The following is an 18,408-nucleotide window of genomic DNA, read 5'->3' on the forward strand; positions in this document are numbered from 1 at the left end:
CGATGGGCCCGGCCCCGACGGCGCTCCCGATCACCCCGGTGGCCGGGGACGCGTACGCGCACCTGGCCCGGGGCTGCCGCCCGCGCGGCTGCCGGGCCCCCGCGCGCCGCGTCCACGGCCGCCGGGTGCGCTACGCCATCGGAGCCGAGCCCGGCCAGGTCAACGGGCGGCGATGGCAGCGCCCCCAGTGAGGTCCTCCGTCCCGATCGGGCCCGAGCCCGCCGCGGCATTCCGCCGCGGCTGATCCGGTCCGGCGGCCCCCGCCGTGCGGCGCGGGGCCGGCGCCGACGCGCCGGTACCCGGGCGCCGCGCGGCGCACCCGGCTGCCGGAGCGCGGCCGGGGCATGATCCGACGGACCCCGGGGCGCGGGGAACCGCGCGACGGCCGGCCGCGGCCCGCGGCCGGTCCACACCCCACGCCCCACGGCGATCAGCGCACACCACCCACACCGTGAGGTTTCCGCATGCCCAGCGAGTTCTTCATTCCCGACCCCGAGGGCCAGGTGCCCAGCGCCGAGGGGTACTTCGGCGCGTTCGGCGGCAAGTTCATCCCGGAGGCGCTCGTCGCCGCCGTGGACGAGGTCGCCGTCGCCTACGACAAGGCCAAGGCCGACCCCGAGTTCGCCCGCGAACTCGACGACCTGCTGGCCCACTACACCGGCCGGCCCAGCGCCCTGACCGAGGTGCCCCGGTTCGCCGGGCACGCGGGCGGCGCCCGGATCTTCCTCAAGCGCGAGGACCTGAACCACACCGGCTCCCACAAGATCAACAATGTGCTCGGCCAGGCCCTGCTGACCAAGCGCATGGGCAAGACCCGGGTCATCGCCGAGACCGGCGCCGGCCAGCACGGCGTCGCCACCGCCACCGCCTGCGCCCTCTTCGGCCTCGACTGCACCATCTACATGGGCGAGGTCGACACCCGGCGGCAGGCGCTGAACGTGGCCCGGATGCGGATGCTCGGCGCCGAGGTCGTCGCCGTGAAGTCCGGCAGCCGCACCCTCAAGGACGCCATCAACGAGGCGTTCCGCGACTGGGTCGCCAACGTCGACCGCACCCACTACCTCTTCGGCACCGTCGCCGGACCCCACCCCTTCCCGGGCATGGTCCGCGACTTCCACCGCGTCATCGGCGTCGAGGCCCGGCGCCAGATCCTGGAGCGGGCCGGCCGCCTCCCGGACGCCGCGATCGCCTGCGTGGGCGGCGGCTCCAACGCCATCGGCCTCTTCCACGCCTTCCTCCCCGACGCCTCGGTGCGCCTGATCGGCTGCGAGCCGGCCGGGCACGGCCTGGACAGCGGCGAGCACGCGGCCACCCTGACCGCGGGCGAGCCCGGCATCCTGCACGGCTCGCGCTCCTACGTGCTCCAGGACGAGGAGGGCCAGATCACCGAGCCCTACTCGATCTCGGCCGGCCTGGACTACCCCGGCATCGGCCCCGAGCACTCCTACCTCAAGGACACCGGCCGCGGCGAGTACCGCGCGGTCACCGACGACGCGGCGATGCAGGCCCTGCGCCTGCTCTCGCGCACCGAGGGCGTCATCCCGGCCATCGAGAGCGCCCACGCGCTGGCCGGCGCCCTGGAGGTCGGCCGCGAACTGGGCCCGGACGGGCTGATCGTGGTCAACCTCTCCGGCCGCGGCGACAAGGACATGGACACCGCCGCCCGCTACTTCGGGCTGTACGACACCGACGCCGAGGTCGCCGCCGACGAGGCCGGCGGCACCGCCGAGATCGAGGGGGACGCCAAGTGAGCGGCAACGTGCGACTGCTGGAGGAGACCCTCGCCGGGGCCCGCGCGGAGGGCCGCTCCGCCCTCGTCGCCTACCTCCCGGCCGGGTTCCCGACCGTGGACGGCGGTATCGAGGCGATGAAGGCCGTGCTGGAGGGCGGCGCCGACGTCGTCGAGGTCGGCCTCCCGCACAGCGACCCGGTGCTGGACGGGCCGGTCATCCAGACCGCCGACGACATCGCCCTGCGCGGCGGGGTGCGGATCGCGGACGTGCTGCGCACGGTCCGCGAGGTCCACCGGGCCACGGGCAAGCCGATCCTCGTCATGACGTACTGGAACCCGGTCGACCGCTACGGTGTCGAGCGCTTCGCCGCCGAGCTGGCCGAGGCCGGCGGTGCCGGGTGCATCCTGCCCGACCTGCCGGTCCAGGAGTCGGCGCACTGGAGGGAGCACGCCGGCAAGCACGGGCTGGCCACGGTCTTCGTGGTCGCGCCCAGCAGCCGGGACGCGCGGCTCGCCGAGATCACCGCGGTGGGCAGCGGCTTCGTCTACGCCGCCTCCCTCATGGGCGTCACCGGCACCCGCGAGTCCGTCGGCTCCGAGGCCGAGGACCTGGTCCGGCGCACCCGCGCCACCACCGACCTGCCGGTCTGCGTCGGCCTCGGCGTCTCCGACGCCGAGCAGGCCGCCGAGGTCGCCCGCTTCGCCGACGGCGTCATCGTCGGCTCGGCGTTCGTCAAGCGGATGCTCGACGCCCCGGACGCCGCCACCGGCGTGCGGGACGTGCGCGCGCTCGCCGGCGAACTGGCGAAGGGCGTCCGCGCACGGGGCTGACGCTCACCTGTCGGACGGGTCCCTCTTACGGGTGGACCTGGGGCCGGGGAGGCGCTGGGCGCCTCCCCGGTTCGTTCTGCGGGGTGTGAGCGAGAAGAACCAAGACGGAAAGCGCACCGCCCGCCAGCGACTGGCGGCCGAGCGCGAGAAGCAGAAGTCCCGGGACAAGCGCCGCCGCGGCCTGATCGTCGGCGCGACCGTCGTCGGCGTCCTCGGCCTCGCCGCCGCGGTCGGCGTGGTCGCCGCGAACGTGGGCAAGGGCGACGGGAGCGCGTCGGCCGGCCCGGTGGTGGCGCCCTCGGGGGCGCTGGGCAAGGACAGTCTCGCCCTCCCGGCCGGGCCCGAGAGCGCGCCGTCGACGCTCACCGTCTGGGAGGACTTCCGCTGTCCGGCCTGCCAGGGCTTCGAGCAGGCGTACCGTTCCACGATCCAGGAGCTGACCGGGGCCGGGAAGCTCAAGGTCGAGTACCACCTGGCGACGATCATCGACGGCAACATGGGCGGCACCGGCTCCCGCGAGTCGGCCAACGCGGCGGCCTGCGCCCAGGACGCGGGCAAGTTCCCGCAGTACCACGACGTGCTCTTCGACAACCAGCCTCCGGAGACGGACGACGCCTTCGCCGACACCGGCACGCTGATCAAGCTCGCGGGCACGGTGGACGGGCTCGACACGCCCGGGTTCCGGAGCTGCGTCAAGGACGGCACGCACAACGGCTGGGTGGGCAAGTCCAACAAGGCCTTCCAGAACGGCGGCTTCAGCGGCACCCCCACCGTCCTGCTGAATGGGGAGAACATCTACCAGGACCGCTCCATGACCCCGGCCAAGCTGAAGCAGATGGTGCTGGACGCCGACCGGTAGGGGACGCGGGCGGGCCCGCCACCGCCCGGACGCGGGACACCGGCCCGTTACGGACCCGTAGCCGGGCTGCCCGGCACGGTCCCCGTCCGACACGGTAGCGTCGACCCTGCCATGGAACTTGCCTTCATTCCCAGCCCGTCGCGCGGGGTGCTGTACCTCGGTCCCGTCCCGCTGCGCGGCTACGCCTTCTGCATCATCATCGGCGTCTTCCTCGCCGTCTGGCTCGGCAACAAGCGCTGGGTCGCCCGTGGCGGGCGGGCCGGCACGGTCGCCGACATCGCGATCTGGGCCGTTCCCTTCGGCCTGGTCGGCGGACGGCTCTACCACGTGATCACGGACTACCAGCTCTACTTCGGTGAGGGCCGTGACTGGGTGGACGCCTTCAAGGTGTGGGAGGGCGGCCTCGGCATCTGGGGCGCGATCGCGCTCGGGGCGCTGGGTGCCTGGATCGGCGCCCGGCGCCGCGGCATCCCCATGCCCGCCTACGCCGACGCCGTCGCCCCGGGCATCGCCCTCGCCCAGGCCGTCGGACGCTGGGGCAACTGGTTCAACCAGGAGCTGTACGGCCGCGCCACCGACCTGCCCTGGGCGGTGGAGATCACCTCCTCCGCCGACGGCCGGACGCCGGGCACCTACCACCCGACGTTCCTGTACGAGTCGCTGTGGTGCGTGGGCGTCGCCCTGCTGGTCGTCTGGGCGGACCGCCGCTTCCGGCTGGGCCACGGCCGGGCCTTCGCGCTGTACGTCGCCGCGTACTGCGCGGGCCGCTTCTGGATCGAGTACATGCGCGTCGACGACGCCCACCACCTGCTGGGCCTGCGGCTGAACAACTGGACGGCGCTCCTGGTCTTCCTGCTCGCCGTGGCCTACATGGTGGTCTCCGCGCGGACGCGCCCCGGCCGGGAGGCCGTGGTCGAGCCTGGCGCGGAGGCGCTCGGCGAGGGGTCCGGCGACGACGCGGACGGGAAGGCCGCCGAGGCCGCCGAGGCCGCCGAGGACGCCGAGGACGCCGAGGACGCCGCGTCCGGCGGGAAGGCCGCGAAGGCGACGAAGACCGCGAAGGCCGCGAAGGCCGCGGAGCGGGCCCCGGAGAAGAACGGGGCCGGCCCGGCGAAGAAGGGCTGACCGACCGGCCCGACGGCCGCACCGCACCACGCCCGAGGGCGCCCGGAAGACTCCGGGCGCCCTCGGGCGTTGTCGTGTTCGTGCATCGTGCCGCCCCGGTGCGCCGGCGGTCCGGGGCCCGCCGGGGGCCGCCGTCCGGCGTGTGGCGCGGCGCACAGGCCGGTGTGAGAACGGTGAAACCGCAGGTAAGCCCAGCCTTTCCTTGCTGGCAGGGCCACGCGAAGACACGTAGATTGGGAGATGTCGAAATATGGAATGTGTCTAACTTGGGGGAGCGGAGATGGCGATCATCGACAACGAGGCGGCGCTGCACGAGGCCCACCGCGACAACCACACCCACCGCGACGTCAACGGCGGCTGGCTGCGCCCCGCCGTCTTCGGCGCGATGGACGGCCTGGTGTCCAACCTCGCCCTGATGACCGGTGTCGCGGGCGGCGCCCTGGACCGGCAGGTCGTCATCCTCACCGGGCTGGCGGGCCTGGCCGCCGGCGCCTTCTCGATGGCCGCCGGCGAGTACACCTCCGTCGCCTCCCAGCGTGAGCTGGTCGAGGCCGAGCTGGCCGTCGAGCGCCGCGAGCTGCGCAAGCACCCGAAGGACGAGGAGGCGGAGCTGGCCGCCCTCTACGTCTCCCGCGGCGTCGAACCCGAGCTGGCGAGCGAGGTCGCCCGGCAGATGTCCCGCGACCCGGAGCAGGCCCTGGAGATCCACGCCCGCGAGGAGCTGGGCGTCGCCCCCGGCGACCTGCCCTCGCCGACGGTGGCGGCCGTCTCCTCGTTCGGCTCCTTCGCGCTGGGCGCCCTGCTGCCCGTCCTGCCCTACCTGCTCGGCGCCGCCTCGCTGTGGCCCGCGGTGCTGACCGCGCTGGCCGGGCTCTTCCTGTGCGGCGCGGTGGTGGCCAGGGTGACCGCGCGCACCTGGTGGTACAGCGGACTGCGCCAGCTCCTGCTGGGCGGCGCCGCGGCCGGGGTGACGTACGCGCTGGGCAGCCTGTTCGGGACCGCCGTCGGCTGATCGCGCGGTCCCTCCCGGGGCGGGTGCCGGCAGGTCCGGTGCCCGCCCCGGAGCGTTCCGCCGCTCAGATGGGCGTCATCCGCCGGTTTCGGGCGGGGGCGGTCCGGGCATGAGCCGTACGCGCTGCGGACGACGATGCCTGCCGCGTGACCGCGAGGCGGGCGACGGCGCCCGCTTCGCTCCGGGCCGAGGGGCATCGATGCGCACTCCCGGCCTCCCAGGGCTTCCGCCCCCGGGCACGGCCCCCGTGCCGCGGCCCCGTCATCCGCATGGTGGAACCGGGTGCCCCGATGCCCGAGAAGCGTTTCATCATGTAATCTGCACCCCCTTTTCCGACCTCAGCAGAGGGCCAGCGTCGTCCCTCGGCACCCCACCTGCCACATGACGACGACGGGAGAGCCGATGCGTATGCCGCGTCAGCCGTGCCAGCATCCCGAGGAGGGCCGCCGCCGGCCGTCCACGGACCCCCGCCCCGCCCCCCGGGGCCTGTACGACCCCTCCTACGAGCACGACGCCTGCGGCGTCGGGTTCGTCGCCACCCTCACCGGCGAGCCCTCCCACACCCTCGTCGAGCAGGCCCTCACCGTCCTGCGCAACCTGGAGCACCGCGGCGCGACCGGCTCCGAGCCCGACTCGGGCGACGGCGCGGGCATCCTCTGCCAGGTCCCGGACGCCTTCTTCCGCGAGGTGACCGGCTTCCCCCTGCCCGGCGCCGGGCAGTACGCCGTCGGCACCGCCTTCCTGCCCGAGGGGGACACCGCGGACGCCGTCGCGCGGATCGAGGCGATCGCGGCGGAGGAGGGCCTGACCGTCCTCGGCTGGCGTGACGTGCCCGTCGCCCCGCAGCTCCTCGGCGCCGCCGCCCGCTCCACCCTGCCCGTCCTCCGCCAGCTCTTCGTCGCCGACGGCACCAGCGCGGGCATCGTCCTGGACCGCCGGGCCTTCGTCCTGCGCAAGCGCGCCGAACGCGAGGCCGGCGTCTACTTCCCCTCGCTGTCCGCGCGGACCGTGGTCTACAAGGGCATGCTCACCACCGGCCAGCTCGAACCGTTCTTCCCGGACCTCTCCGACCGCCGCTTCGCCAGCGCGATCGCCCTGGTCCACTCCCGGTTCTCCACCAACACGTTCCCGTCCTGGCCGCTCGCCCACCCGTACCGGTTCGTCGCCCACAACGGCGAGATCAACACGGTCCGGGGCAACCGCAACTGGATGCGCGCCCGTGAGTCCCAGCTCGCCTCCGCCCTCTTCGGCCCCGCCGACCGCCTGGAGCGGATCTTCCCGGTCTGCACCCCGGACGCCTCCGACTCCGCCTCCTTCGACGAGGTCCTCGAACTGCTGCACCTGGGCGGCCGGCCGCTGCCGCACGCCGTGCTGATGATGATCCCGGAGGCGTGGGAGAACCACGACGCCATGGACCCGGCCCGGCGGGCCTTCTACCAGTACCACTCCACGATGATGGAGCCCTGGGACGGCCCCGCCTGCGTCACTTTCACCGACGGCGTCCAGGCCGGTGCCGTCCTCGACCGCAACGGGCTGCGCCCCGGCCGCTACTGGGTCACCGACGACGGCCTCGTCGTCCTCGGCTCCGAGGTCGGCGTCCTCGACATCGACCCCGCCCGCGTCGTCCGCAAGGGCCGCCTCCAGCCCGGCCGCATGTTCCTCGTCGACACCGCCGAGCACCGCATCGTCGAGGACGACGAGATCAAGGCGCGCCTCGCCGCCGAGCAGCCCTACGCCGAGTGGCTCCGGGCCGGCGAGATCGACCTCGGCGACCTGCCCGAGCGCGAGCACGTCGTCCACACCCACGCCTCGGTCACCCGCCGCCAGCAGACCTTCGGCTACACGGAGGAGGAACTGCGCGTCCTCCTCGCCCCGATGGCCGCCACCGGCGCCGAGCCCATCGGCTCCATGGGCACCGACACGCCCATCGCGGTGCTGTCCGCGCGCCCGCGGCTGCTCTTCGACTACTTCACCCAGCTCTTCGCACAGGTCACCAACCCGCCGCTGGACGCCATCCGCGAGGAACTGGTCACCTCGCTGCGCAGCTCCCTCGGCCCCCAGGGCAACCTGCTGGAGCCCACGGCCGCCTCCTGCCGCAGCGTCGTCCTGCCCTTCCCGGTGATCGACAACGACGAGCTGGCCAAGCTCATCCACATCAACGCCGACGGCGACATGGCCGGCTTCAAGGCCGCCACCCTCTCCGGGCTCTACCGGGTGCACGGCGGCGGCGACGCGCTCGCCGCCCGGATCGAGGAGATCTGCGCCGAGGCCGACGCCGCCATCGGCAACGGCGCCCGCCTGATCGTCCTCTCCGACCGGCACTCCGACGCCGAGCACGCCCCGATCCCCTCGCTGCTGCTCACCGCCGCCGTCCACCACCACCTCATCCGCACCCGCCGGCGCACCCAGGTGGGCCTGCTGGTCGAGGCCGGCGACGTCCGCGAGGTCCACCACGTCGCGCTGCTCATCGGCTACGGCGCCGCCGCCGTCAACCCGTACCTGGCCATGGAGTCCGTCGAGGACCTGGTCCGGGCCGGGACCTTCCTGCGGGACACCGACCCCGAGCCGGCCATCCGCAACCTCATCCGCGCCCTCGGCAAGGGCGTCCTGAAGGTGATGTCCAAGATGGGCATCTCCACCGTCGCCTCCTACCGCGGCGCCCAGGTCTTCGAGGCCGTCGGCCTGGACCGGGACTTCGTCGCCGCGTACTTCGACGGCACCGCCACCAAGATCGGCGGCGTGGGCATCGACGTGATCGCCGCGGAGGTCGCCGCCCGCCACGCCAAGGCGTACCCGGCCTCCGGCATCGCCCCCGCCCACCGCACGCTGGAGATCGGCGGCGAGTACCAGTGGCGGCGCGAGGGCGAACCGCACCTCTTCGACCCGGAGACGGTCTTCCGCCTCCAGCACTCCACGCGCACCGGCCGCTACGAGGTCTTCAAGCAGTACACCGCGCGCGTCGACGAGCAGTCCGAGCGCCTGATGACGCTGCGCGGCCTCTTCGGCTTCGCCTCCGGACGCGAGCCGGTCCCGCTGGACGAGGTCGAGCCGGTCTCCGAGATCGTCCAGCGCTTCTCCACCGGCGCCATGTCCTACGGCTCCATCTCCCGCGAGGCGCACGAGACGCTCGCCGTGGCCATGAACCGGCTGGGCGGCAAGTCCAACACCGGGGAGGGCGGCGAGGACCCGGAGCGCCTGTACGACCCGGCCCGCCGCTCCGCGATCAAGCAGGTCGCCTCCGGCCGCTTCGGCGTCACCTCCGAGTACCTGGTCAACGCCGACGACATCCAGATCAAGATGGCCCAGGGCGCCAAGCCCGGCGAGGGCGGCCAGCTCCCCGGCCCCAAGGTGTACCCCTGGGTGGCGAGGACCCGGCACAGCACGCCCGGCGTCGGCCTCATCTCGCCGCCCCCGCACCACGACATCTACTCCATCGAGGACCTGGCCCAGCTCATCCACGACCTGAAGAACGCCAACCCGGCCGCGCGTGTCCACGTGAAGCTGGTCTCCGAGGTCGGCGTCGGCACCGTCGCCGCCGGCGTCTCCAAGGCCCACGCCGACGTGGTGCTGGTCTCCGGCCACGACGGCGGCACCGGGGCCTCCCCGCTCACCTCGCTCAAGCACGCGGGCGGCCCCTGGGAGCTGGGCCTCGCCGAGACGCAGCAGACCCTCCTCCTCAACGGCCTGCGCGACCGCATCGTCGTGCAGACCGACGGCCAGCTCAAGACCGGCCGGGACGTGGTCGTCGCCGCGCTGCTCGGCGCCGAGGAGTTCGGCTTCGCCACCGCGCCGCTGGTCGTCTCCGGCTGCGTCATGATGCGCGTCTGCCACCTGGACACCTGCCCGGTCGGCATCGCCACCCAGAACCCGGTCCTCAGGGAGCGGTTCTCCGGACAGGCCGAGTACGTGGAGAACTTCTTCCGGTTCGTCGCCGAGGAGGTCCGCGAACTCCTCGCCGGGCTCGGGTTCCGCTCCGTCCGGGAGGCCGTCGGCCACGCCGAGGTCCTCGACGTCACCCGCGCCGTCGACCACTGGAAGGCCCGCGGACTGGACCTCGCGCCGCTGCTGCACGTGCCCGACCTGCCCGCGGGCGCCGTCCGCCACCAGGTGACCGGACAGGACCACGGGCTGGAGAAGGCCCTCGACAACGAGCTGATCCGGCTCGCCGCCGACGCCCTCTCCGCGCCCACCGCCGCCGAGGCGGCCCCGGTCCGCGCCCGGGTCGCCATCCGCAACGTCCACCGCACCGTCGGCACCATGCTCGGCCACGAGGTCACCCGCCGCTTCGGCGGCGCCGGACTGCCCGACGACACCGTCGACCTCACCTTCACCGGCTCGGCCGGCCAGTCCTTCGGCGCCTTCCTGCCGCGCGGCATCACGCTGCGCCTGGAGGGGGACGCCAACGACTACGTCGGCAAGGGCCTGTCCGGCGGCCGGATCGTGGTCCGCCCGGACCGCGGCGCCGACCACCTCGCCGAGTACAGCGTCATCGCCGGCAACACCCTCGGCTACGGCGCCACCGGCGGCGAGATGTTCCTGCGCGGCCGGACCGGCGAACGCTTCTGCGTCCGCAACTCCGGCGCCCTGGTCGTCTCCGAGGGCGTCGGCGACCACGGCTGCGAGTACATGACGGGCGGCCACGCGGTCGTCCTCGGCGAGACCGGGCGCAACTTCGCGGCCGGCATGTCCGGCGGCACCGCCTACGTCGTCGACCTCGACCCCGCCGACGTCAACCCCGGCAACCGGGGCGCCGTCGAACCGCTCGACGACGCCGACCGGCGGTGGCTGCACGAGGTGGTGCGCCGCCACGCCGAGGAGACCGGCTCCACGGTCGCGGCGCGGCTGCTCGCCGACTGGCCGGCCGCCGCGGAACGCTTCAGCAAGATCATCCCCACCACGTACAAGGCAGTGCTCGCCGCCAAGGACGCCGCCGAGCGGGCCGGTCTCCCCGAGACCGAGATCACCGAGAAGATGATGGAGGCGGCGGTCCATGGCTGACCCGAAGGGCTTTCTCCACCACGGCCGCGAGACGGCCGCGTCCCGTCCGGTCGAGGAACGCCTCGGCGACTGGAACGAGGTCCCCGTGCCCGGCGCCCTGCTGCCGGTCGTCGGCCGGCAGGCGGGCCGGTGCATGGACTGCGGCATCCCGTTCTGCCACCAGGGCTGCCCGCTCGGGAACCTCATCCCCGAGTGGAACGACTACGTCTGGCGCGGGGACTGGGCGGCGGCCTCCGAGCGGCTGCACGCCACCAACAACTTCCCCGAGTTCACCGGCCGGCTCTGCCCGGCCCCCTGCGAGTCGGCGTGCGTGCTCGGCATCGGCCGGGCGCCGGTCACCATCAAGAACGTCGAGGTCTCCATCGCCGACCGGGCCTGGGAGAGCGGCGCCATCGCCCCGCGCGTCCCCGAACGGCTCTCCGGCAAGACCGTCGCGGTGGTCGGCTCGGGCCCCGCCGGGCTCGCCGCCGCCCAGCAGCTCACCCGGGCCGGCCACACGGTCGCCGTCTACGAGCGCGCCGACCGCGTCGGCGGCCTGCTGCGCTACGGCATCCCGGAGTTCAAGATGGAGAAGCGGCACATCAACCGCCGTATCGAGCAGATGCGGGCCGAGGGCACCCGCTTCCGCACCGGGATCGAGGTCGGCCGCGACCTGAGCGCCGCCGGCCTGCGCAAGCGCCACGACGCCGTCGTCCTCGCGGTCGGCGCCACCACCCCGCGCGAGCTGCCGCTGCCCGGCCGCGAACTGCGGGGCGTCCACCAGGCGATGGAGTACCTGCTGCCGGCCAACAAGGTGCAGGAGGGCGACCACGTCACCCCGCCGGTCACCGCCGAGGGCAAGCACGTCGTCGTCATCGGCGGCGGCGACACGGGCGCCGACTGCGTGGGCACCGCCCACCGCCAGGGCGCCGCCTCCGTCACCCAACTGGAGATCATGCCCCGGCCCGGCCGGGAGCGGGACCCGCTCACCCAGCCGTGGCCGACCTTCCCGTTGCTCTACAAGGTCACCTCGGCCCACGAGGAGGGCGGCGAGCGGGTCTACGCCGTCGCCACCACCCGCTTCGAGGGCGACGAGGACGGCAACGTCCAGTGGCTGCACCTGACCGAGGCCGAGCGGGACGGCGGCGGCTTCGCGCCGAAGCCGGGCACCGAGCGGAAGATCCCGGCCCAGCTCGTCACGCTCGCCCTCGGATTCACCGGCACCGACCGGGAGAACGGTCTGGTCGAACAGTTCGGACTGGAGCTGGACGCACGGGGTAACATCGCCCGGGACGCCGACTTCCAGACGGGTGTGCCGGGTGTGTTCGTCGCCGGTGACGCCGGCCGCGGCCAGTCGCTCATCGTCTGGGCGATCGCGGAGGGCCGTTCCGCGGCCCGTGCCGCGGACCGCTTCCTGACCGGGGCCAGCGACCTGCCGGCCCCGATCCGCCCCACGGACCGCGCGCTGGCCGTCTGAGCCCGCGCGCGCCGGCGGTCGGCTCGACCGCCGCCGATGCGTCCCGTACAACGGCGTACGGAACACAGACGGTGTCCGCCCCCGTCCCCGACCGGACCTGGGGCGGGCGCCGTCACGGCGCTCACGGCACCCGGTAGGGGTCCCCGTACACCCGCCACTCCAGCGGCGTGTCCAGGCCGAGGTTGCCCGCCGCCAGGAAGCGGCGCTGGGCGGTGTCGACGCGGGTCGTGTCGCCGCCCGGACGCTTGTCCCGCATCGCCTGGCGGCGGACGTCCAGGAAGGCGTCCAGGTAGGTCTTCTCCGAACCGCCCTCGGCGGGCGTCCTCGCCTTCCTCCTGGCCCGCTCGCGCAGGTCGTAGAAACCGTTCGGGTCGGGGTCCGGGCCGTGGAAGACCATCGCGTCGAAGTAGACGAACTGGCCGAGCGTGCCGAGGCCGTCCAGCTTGGCCAGCCGCACCGACGGATCGAAGTACACGTGGTCGCGCTCGTACTCCTGCGCCTCGCGGAACTCCGGCAGCTCCGACTCGGCCCGCCACGCCTCGGTGAAGCCGGGGTCCAGGCCCTCGTGCGAGTCGGTGCCGTCGACCTCGCGCAGGGCGGGCAGGTAGGCGGCCAGCCCGTTGTCCGGGTGGGAACGGGTGTAGCGCTCCACCAGGTTGAGCAGGTCGTGGGTGCCCGTGCAGAAGCCGATGATGCCCGCCGTGTAGCCCTGGCCGTCGCCGTGGTCCTCGATGTTCCCGTACGAGGTGCGCCAGTCGGTGGTCGAGTTCTCGGCGCTCGCCACCAGCTTCTGCGCCAGTTCCTTCTTGTCCGGCGCGGCCAGCCCCGGCGGCAGGGCGGCGATCACCGCGTCGTCCGCCTCCCGCTCCCGCTCCGCCCGGTCCTTGGCCTCCGCGCGCGCCGACTGCGCGGCGACCGGGGGCGGCATCACGGGCGCGTTCGCGCCGTCGGACGGCAGCACGAAGTAGACGCCCGTGGCGACCACGGGGAGGGCCGCGAGGAGCAGCACACCGGCACGTTTCACTGGGGGATACCTCCACCCGTCAGTACGGACACCTTGATCGCCGACGCCGCCGCCAGCAGGAGCAGCAGTCCCACGCACGCCCCCGCCTGCACGGCCGTGCGGCGGCCGTCCCGCGGCGCGTGGGCGTACGCCGCCGCCACCGCGCCGCCCGCCAGCAGCCCGCCGAGGTGGCCCTGCCAGGAGGTCATCCCGGCGGACACCACCAGCCACAGCAGCAACAGGCCCATGAAGCGGTTGACCGGACGCATGTCGGCGCCGATGCGGCGGGCCAGGACGTAGTACGCGGCCGCGAGGCCGAAGACCGCGCCCGAGGCGCCGACCGTGGCCTGCCCCGGGTTGTCGAGGAGCAGGACGAGGACGGAGCCGCCGAGCGCCGAGAGCAGGTAGAGCACCGCGTGCCGGATCCGGCCGAGCATCGGCTCCACGGCCCGCCCGAGCTGCCACAGCGCGGCCATGTTCATGGCGATGTGGAGCAGGCCGAACACGCCCTCGGCGGGCGGCAGGTGGAGGAAGGGCCCGGTGAGCATCCGCTCCCACTCGCCCGTGACGACGCCCTCGGCCCGGAAACCCTCCGGGAAGGGGTCCCGGTAGACGTACCAGCCGCCGTCCGGCCCTGCCAGCCGCGCGCCGACCAGCGCGAACCGGTCCACGATCCCCGGGCGCACCAGTTCGCCCAGGTAGGCGAGCAGGTTGAGGCCGATCAGCGCGTACGTCACCACGGGCGTCGTCGACACGCGCCCGCCGACCAGGGTGCGAGCCTGGCGCACCGGCCGCGCGCCTTCCCGCGCACAGTCCGGGCACTGGTGTCCCACGGCCGCCTCGCGCATGCAGTCCGGGCAGACGGAGCGGTCGCAGCGCACGCAGCGCACCCGGCACTCCACCGCGGAGTGGCGGTAGCAGGTGGGGACGGTGGACTCGGAATCCACGAGCCGGCTCCTCGGGTGCGGGACGGACGGTGAGCCGGTGGGTGCGGCGGCGAACAAAATAGCGAACATCGGTGGTCGTGCCGAGCGGCGGGGTCCGCGGACGACGCGACCCGCCCGGGGCGGCGACGCCCCGCACGACGGCGGGGGACACGCCCGGGGCGCGGCGGGATCGCATGGGGCGGCAGCGCGGAGGGCGGCGACACGCCCGGGGTGGGGGAGGCCCCGCACGGCGGGGGTGGTGACACGCCCGGGATGGGGGAGGCCCGCACGACGATGGCAGGTGACACGCCCGGGACGGAGAGCCGGGGCCGCCGCGACACGCCCGGCACTGCCCGGCCCCGCACGACGGCGGGGGACACGCCCGCCCCGGCGCGCCCCGCGGCGCCCGCCCCGGCGCGCCCCGCTACGTGTCGCACTCCAGGACCGTCCCGCACAGGCCGCACCGGGCCCGCACCCGGCCGCGCACCGGCACCCGGAGCCGCTGGTGGCAGGTCGGGCAGGGGAACGCCACCCGCAGCGGCCCCTCGCCCGGCGCCGTGAAGGAGTACGGCGCGTCCCCGGCGAGCCCGGCCCCGTACCCGTCCCGGGCCTGCCGGCGGTCGCGCGCGTACCGGTGCCGGCCCGTCCAGCCGGCCGCCGTCAGCGGCGGCTGCCGCTCCTCCCGAACGGCCCGGTCCCGCCCCCGGACGTACGCCGAGTACGCCTGCGGGCTGGTGAACCACACCCCCGGGTCCTCCCCGAAGACCGCGGCCCGCTTGGCCAGGACGTAGCCGAACTCCTCCGGCGTCAGGTACCCCAGCTTCTGCGACGAGGTCGCGTCCTGCCGGAACGCGTCCAGCAGCAGCCACCCCGCGCCCAGGTACGCCGCCACCGTGTCCGTGAGGATCTCGTTGTCCCGCGTGCCGGCGAAGGACAGGTCGAGCCGGTGCAGGTACACGTGGGCCACCTCGTGCGCCAGCGCCGCGCCGATGTCCCGGCGGTGCGTGCGGAAGCGGTCGTTCAGCTCGACGAAGTACTCGGGGCCCGCCGCCAGTTCCACGTTGGCCGCGTGGGTCATCTCCCGGAAGGAGACGATCAGCCGCGCGTCGGGCAGCCGGTAGTGCCGCACCAGCTCGCCCGCGACCCGCTGCGCCCCCAGGTACAGGTCGTCGGTGTCGCAGAAGGCCACGTCGGCCGGGGCCACGCTGGCCGAGAACGTCCGCACGGTGTCCGGGGACAGCCGCCGGTACAGCGCGGTCAGGGCGGCCCGTACCGCCTCCAGGTGCGGGAACCCGTGCTCGACCGGTCCGCCGTTCGCCATGCCCGCCCCCCAAGCAGCTCGACCCTGACTCCACTGTACGAGCGGCGCACCGGGCGCCGCCCAGCGCCTGAGACGGTGTGCGGCGCCGCGGCCGGCGCCCGTAGGGTGATCGCCCATGACCACCAGCCCCACCGGCGACGACACCGTCGACCCCGCGGTCCGCGAGGAACTGGCCCGCCTGCGCAAGAGCATCGACAACATCGACGCGGCCGTCGTCCACCTGCTCGCCGAGCGCTTCTCCCGCACCCAGCAGGTCGGCCACCTCAAGGCCCGCCACCGGCTGCCGCCCGCCGACCCGGCCCGCGAGGCCCGCCAGATCGCCCGGCTGCGCGCCCTCGCCGAGGACGCCGAACTCGACCCGGCCTTCGCGGAGAAGTTCCTCACCTTCATCATCGCCGAGGTGATCCGGCACCACGAGCGCATCGCGGAGACCGGCGGCACCGGGACCACCCCCGCCGCCCCCTGACCCCCGGCCCGGCACGCGCGCCCGCCCCGGGCGCGGCGGGGAGCGCCGGGCGCCCCGCGCGGCGGCCGGCCCGGCGGGAGCAGGCGGGGCCGGCCCCGCCTGCCGGGCCGCCCCTGTGCCCCGCCCACCGCATCGGGCAGCATGGCGGGCATGTCCGTACTGACGCGCGACGAAGCGCAGACCCGTGCCCGGCTCCTCGACGTCCACCACTACGCGATCGACCTCGATCTCACCGGTGGGGACGAGACCTTCGACTCCCGCACCACCGTCCGGTTCACCGTCCTCGGCGACCGGAGCGGTACGGACACCTTCATCGAGGTCAAGCCCGCCGAACTGCGCTCCGTCACCCTCGACGGACACCCCCTCGACCCGGCCGCCCTCGACGGCAGCCGGCTGCCGCTGACCGGCCTCGCCCCCGGCACCCACGAACTGCGCGTCGAGGCGGCCATGCGCTACTCGCGCACCGGCGAGGGCATGCACCGCTTCACCGACCCCACCGACGGCGAGACCTACGTCTACACCCAGCTCTTCCTGGACGACGTGCAGCGCGTCTTCCCCGCCTTCGACCAGCCCGACCTCAAGGCCGTCTTCGACCTGGCCGTCACCGCCCCCGAGGGCTGGACCGTCCTCGCCAACGGCGTCACCGAGCACACCGGCGACGGCCGCTGGACGGCCGCCACCACCCCGCCGATCTCCACCTACCTGGTCGCCGTCGCCGCCGGGCCCTGGCACTCGGTCCGCACCGAGCACCGCGGACTGCCCTTCGGCATCCACTGCCGCCGTTCGCTCGCCCCCCACCTGGACGCCGACGCCGACGAGATCCTCGACGTCACCCGCGCCTGCTTCGACCGCTACCACGAGAAGTTCGCCGAGCCCTACCCCTTCGACTCCTACGACCAGGCGTTCGTCCCCGAGTTCAACGCGGGCGCCATGGAGAACCCCGGACTGGTCACCTTCCGCGACGAGTTCGTCTTCCGCTCCGCCGTCACCGACACCGAACGCCAGACCCGCGCCATGGTCATCGCCCACGAGATGGCCCACATGTGGTTCGGCGACCTCGTCACCCTGCGCTGGTGGGACGACATCTGGCTCAACGAGTCCTTCGCCGAGTACATGGGCTACCAGACCACCGCCGAGGCCACCCGTTTCACCGGCACCTGGACCGACTTCGGCGTCTCCCGCAAGCCGTGGGGATACGACGCCGACCAGCGTCCCTCCACCCACCCCGTCGCCCCCGAGCACGTCCCGGACACCGCCTCCGCACTCCTCAACTTCGACGGCATCTCCTACGCCAAGGGCGCGTCCGCACTGCGCCAGCTCGTCGCCTGGCTCGGCGAGAAGGACTTCCTCGCCGGAATCAACACCCACATCGAGCGGCACCGGTTCGCCAACGCGACCCTCGCCGACTTCATCGACTCCCTCGCCTCCGCCACCGACCGCGACGTCCACGCCTGGGCCGACGCCTGGCTGCGGACCACGGGCGTGGACACGCTGACGCCCCGCCTCGCCGCCGGCGAGAACGGCACCTGCTCCCTCACCCTCGACCGGGCCGGCAGCCGCCCCCACCGTGTCGCCGTCGGCCTCTACGACCGGGACGTGGCCGGCGACGGCCGCCTGACCCTGCGCGAACGCGTCCACCTCGACGTCCCCCAGGACGCGCCCCGGCCGCTGGGCAGGCGCCCCGCCCTGCTGGTGCCCAACGACGGCGACCTCGCCTACGCCAAGGTCCGCTTCGACGCCGAGTCCGCCGCCGCGATCGGCGCCCACCTGTCCGCCCTGCCCGACCCGCTCACCCGCGCCGTCGTCTGGAACGCCCTGCGCGACGCCGTCCGCGACGGCGAGCTGGCGGCCGGCGCCTACCTGGAGACCGCCCGCGCCCACCTCCCGCACGAGACGGACCTCGCCCTGGTCGACGGCGTCCTCACCTTCGCCGCGTCCCAGGTCGCCGACCGCTACGTCACCCCCGACGGGCGGCCCGCCGCCCTCGCCACCCTCGCCGACCTGTGCCGCGACCTCGTCCGCCGTACCGAGGACGGCGACCACCCCGGGCTGCGCCTGATCGCCGTGCGCCACGCGATCGACGTCGCCGCCCACCCGGACGCCCTCGCCGCCTGGCTCGCCGACGGCACCGTCCCCGGGGGACCCGAACTCGACCCGGAGCTGCGCTGGCGCGTCCTGTGCCGTCTCGCCGTCCTGGGCGCCGTCGACGAGGCCGGCATCGCCCGGGAACTGGACCGCGACCCGTCCGCCACCGGCCGGGAGGGCGCCGCCCGCTGCCGCGCCGCCCTGCCCGACGCCGGGGCCAAGGCGGCGGCGTGGGAGGCCATGTTCGCCTCCGACGGCCTGTCCAACTACCTGTTCACCGCGACTGCCCGGGGTTTCTGGCAGCCCGAGCAGGCCGACCTGGTCCGCGGCTACGTGGAGCGCTACTTCGCCGAGGCCCCCGCCGTCGCCGAGCGGCGCGGACCCGCCATCGCCGAGGCCGCCGGCCGCTGGGCGTTCCCGGTGCACGCCGTCGACGTCCGCACCCTGGAACTGGGCCGGCGCTGCCTCGACGAGGGCGGCCCGACCCCGGCCCTGCGGCGCAAGCTCGCCGACCAGCTCGACGACCTGGCCCGCGCCCTGCGGGTGCGGGAGTCCGCCGGGCGCTGATCCGGTCCGGCGGGGGCCCCGGCCGGC

General features: G+C 74.4%; 13 protein-coding genes. 10 read left to right on the top strand and 3 right to left on the bottom strand.

The window, feature by feature from the left end; all coding sequences use genetic code 11:
* The first annotated feature begins 2 nt into the window (after positions 1 to 2).
* The 8 genes from VM636_RS22785 to VM636_RS22820 all read left to right on the top strand — a co-directional run bounded on the left by VM636_RS22785 (position 3) and on the right by VM636_RS22820 (position 12,013).
* Positions 3 to 191: a hypothetical protein gene (locus VM636_RS22785; protein ID WP_030417900.1), complete on the top strand. Its 189-nt coding sequence runs from the start codon at positions 3 to 5 to the stop codon at positions 189 to 191.
* Positions 192 to 464: 273 nt separating this feature from the next.
* A complete protein-coding gene (trpB, locus tag VM636_RS22790) occupies positions 465 to 1,751 on the top strand; it encodes a tryptophan synthase subunit beta (RefSeq protein WP_030417901.1) in 1,287 nt (428 codons plus the stop codon).
* A complete protein-coding gene (gene trpA, locus VM636_RS22795; RefSeq protein WP_030417902.1) occupies positions 1,748 to 2,563 on the top strand; it encodes a tryptophan synthase subunit alpha in 816 nt (271 codons plus the stop codon). The genes trpB and trpA overlap by 4 nt, the downstream gene beginning before the upstream one ends.
* A gap of 85 nt (positions 2,564 to 2,648) precedes the next feature.
* Positions 2,649 to 3,422 carry a thioredoxin domain-containing protein gene (locus VM636_RS22800; RefSeq protein WP_338485499.1) on the top strand — a complete coding sequence of 258 codons (774 nt, stop codon included), beginning with the start codon at positions 2,649 to 2,651 and terminating at the stop codon, positions 3,420 to 3,422.
* A 111-nt stretch (positions 3,423 to 3,533) separates the two neighbouring features.
* The gene (gene lgt, locus VM636_RS22805; RefSeq protein WP_338485501.1) at positions 3,534 to 4,547 is read left to right on the top strand and encodes a prolipoprotein diacylglyceryl transferase; all 1,014 of its coding nucleotides are present in this window, start codon (positions 3,534 to 3,536) and stop codon (positions 4,545 to 4,547) included.
* Between the two features lie 280 nt (positions 4,548 to 4,827).
* Positions 4,828 to 5,559 carry a VIT1/CCC1 transporter family protein gene (locus VM636_RS22810; RefSeq protein WP_030417905.1) on the top strand — a complete coding sequence of 244 codons (732 nt, stop codon included), beginning with the start codon at positions 4,828 to 4,830 and terminating at the stop codon, positions 5,557 to 5,559.
* A 402-nt stretch (positions 5,560 to 5,961) separates the two neighbouring features.
* Positions 5,962 to 10,557 carry a glutamate synthase large subunit gene (gltB, locus tag VM636_RS22815; protein WP_338485503.1) on the top strand — a complete coding sequence of 1,532 codons (4,596 nt, stop codon included), beginning with the start codon at positions 5,962 to 5,964 and terminating at the stop codon, positions 10,555 to 10,557.
* Positions 10,550 to 12,013, top strand: coding sequence for a glutamate synthase subunit beta (locus VM636_RS22820; RefSeq protein WP_030417907.1), 1,464 nt, complete (start codon positions 10,550 to 10,552; stop codon positions 12,011 to 12,013). The genes gltB and VM636_RS22820 overlap by 8 nt, the downstream gene beginning before the upstream one ends.
* A gap of 121 nt (positions 12,014 to 12,134) precedes the next feature.
* Here the strand turns inward: VM636_RS22820 and VM636_RS22825 are convergent, their stop codons facing one another.
* The 3 genes from VM636_RS22825 to VM636_RS22835 form a co-directional block, all read right to left on the bottom strand.
* Positions 12,135 to 13,037, bottom strand: a complete 903-nt coding sequence (locus tag VM636_RS22825) for a chitosanase (protein ID WP_030417908.1) — start codon at positions 13,035 to 13,037, stop codon at positions 12,135 to 12,137.
* Positions 13,034 to 13,963 carry a rhomboid family intramembrane serine protease gene (locus VM636_RS22830; protein ID WP_338485505.1) on the bottom strand — a complete coding sequence of 310 codons (930 nt, stop codon included), beginning with the start codon at positions 13,961 to 13,963 and terminating at the stop codon, positions 13,034 to 13,036. The genes VM636_RS22825 and VM636_RS22830 overlap by 4 nt, the downstream gene beginning before the upstream one ends.
* A gap of 403 nt (positions 13,964 to 14,366) precedes the next feature.
* Positions 14,367 to 15,263, bottom strand: coding sequence for a hypothetical protein (locus VM636_RS22835; RefSeq protein WP_338485507.1), 897 nt, complete (start codon positions 15,261 to 15,263; stop codon positions 14,367 to 14,369).
* A gap of 115 nt (positions 15,264 to 15,378) precedes the next feature.
* On the opposite strand from VM636_RS22835, the gene VM636_RS22840 reads away from it, so the two are divergent.
* On the top strand, positions 15,379 to 15,729 hold the full coding sequence (locus tag VM636_RS22840; protein WP_030417911.1) for a chorismate mutase: 351 nt from the start codon (positions 15,379 to 15,381) through the stop codon (positions 15,727 to 15,729).
* A gap of 141 nt (positions 15,730 to 15,870) precedes the next feature.
* The gene (gene pepN / locus VM636_RS22845; RefSeq protein WP_030417912.1) at positions 15,871 to 18,381 is read left to right on the top strand and encodes an aminopeptidase N; all 2,511 of its coding nucleotides are present in this window, start codon (positions 15,871 to 15,873) and stop codon (positions 18,379 to 18,381) included.
* Positions 18,382 to 18,408: the final 27 nt, after the last annotated feature.

It is taken from the genome of Streptomyces sp. SCSIO 75703 (assembly GCF_036607905.1).
Classification (GTDB): Bacteria; Actinomycetota; Actinomycetes; order Streptomycetales; family Streptomycetaceae; genus Streptomyces.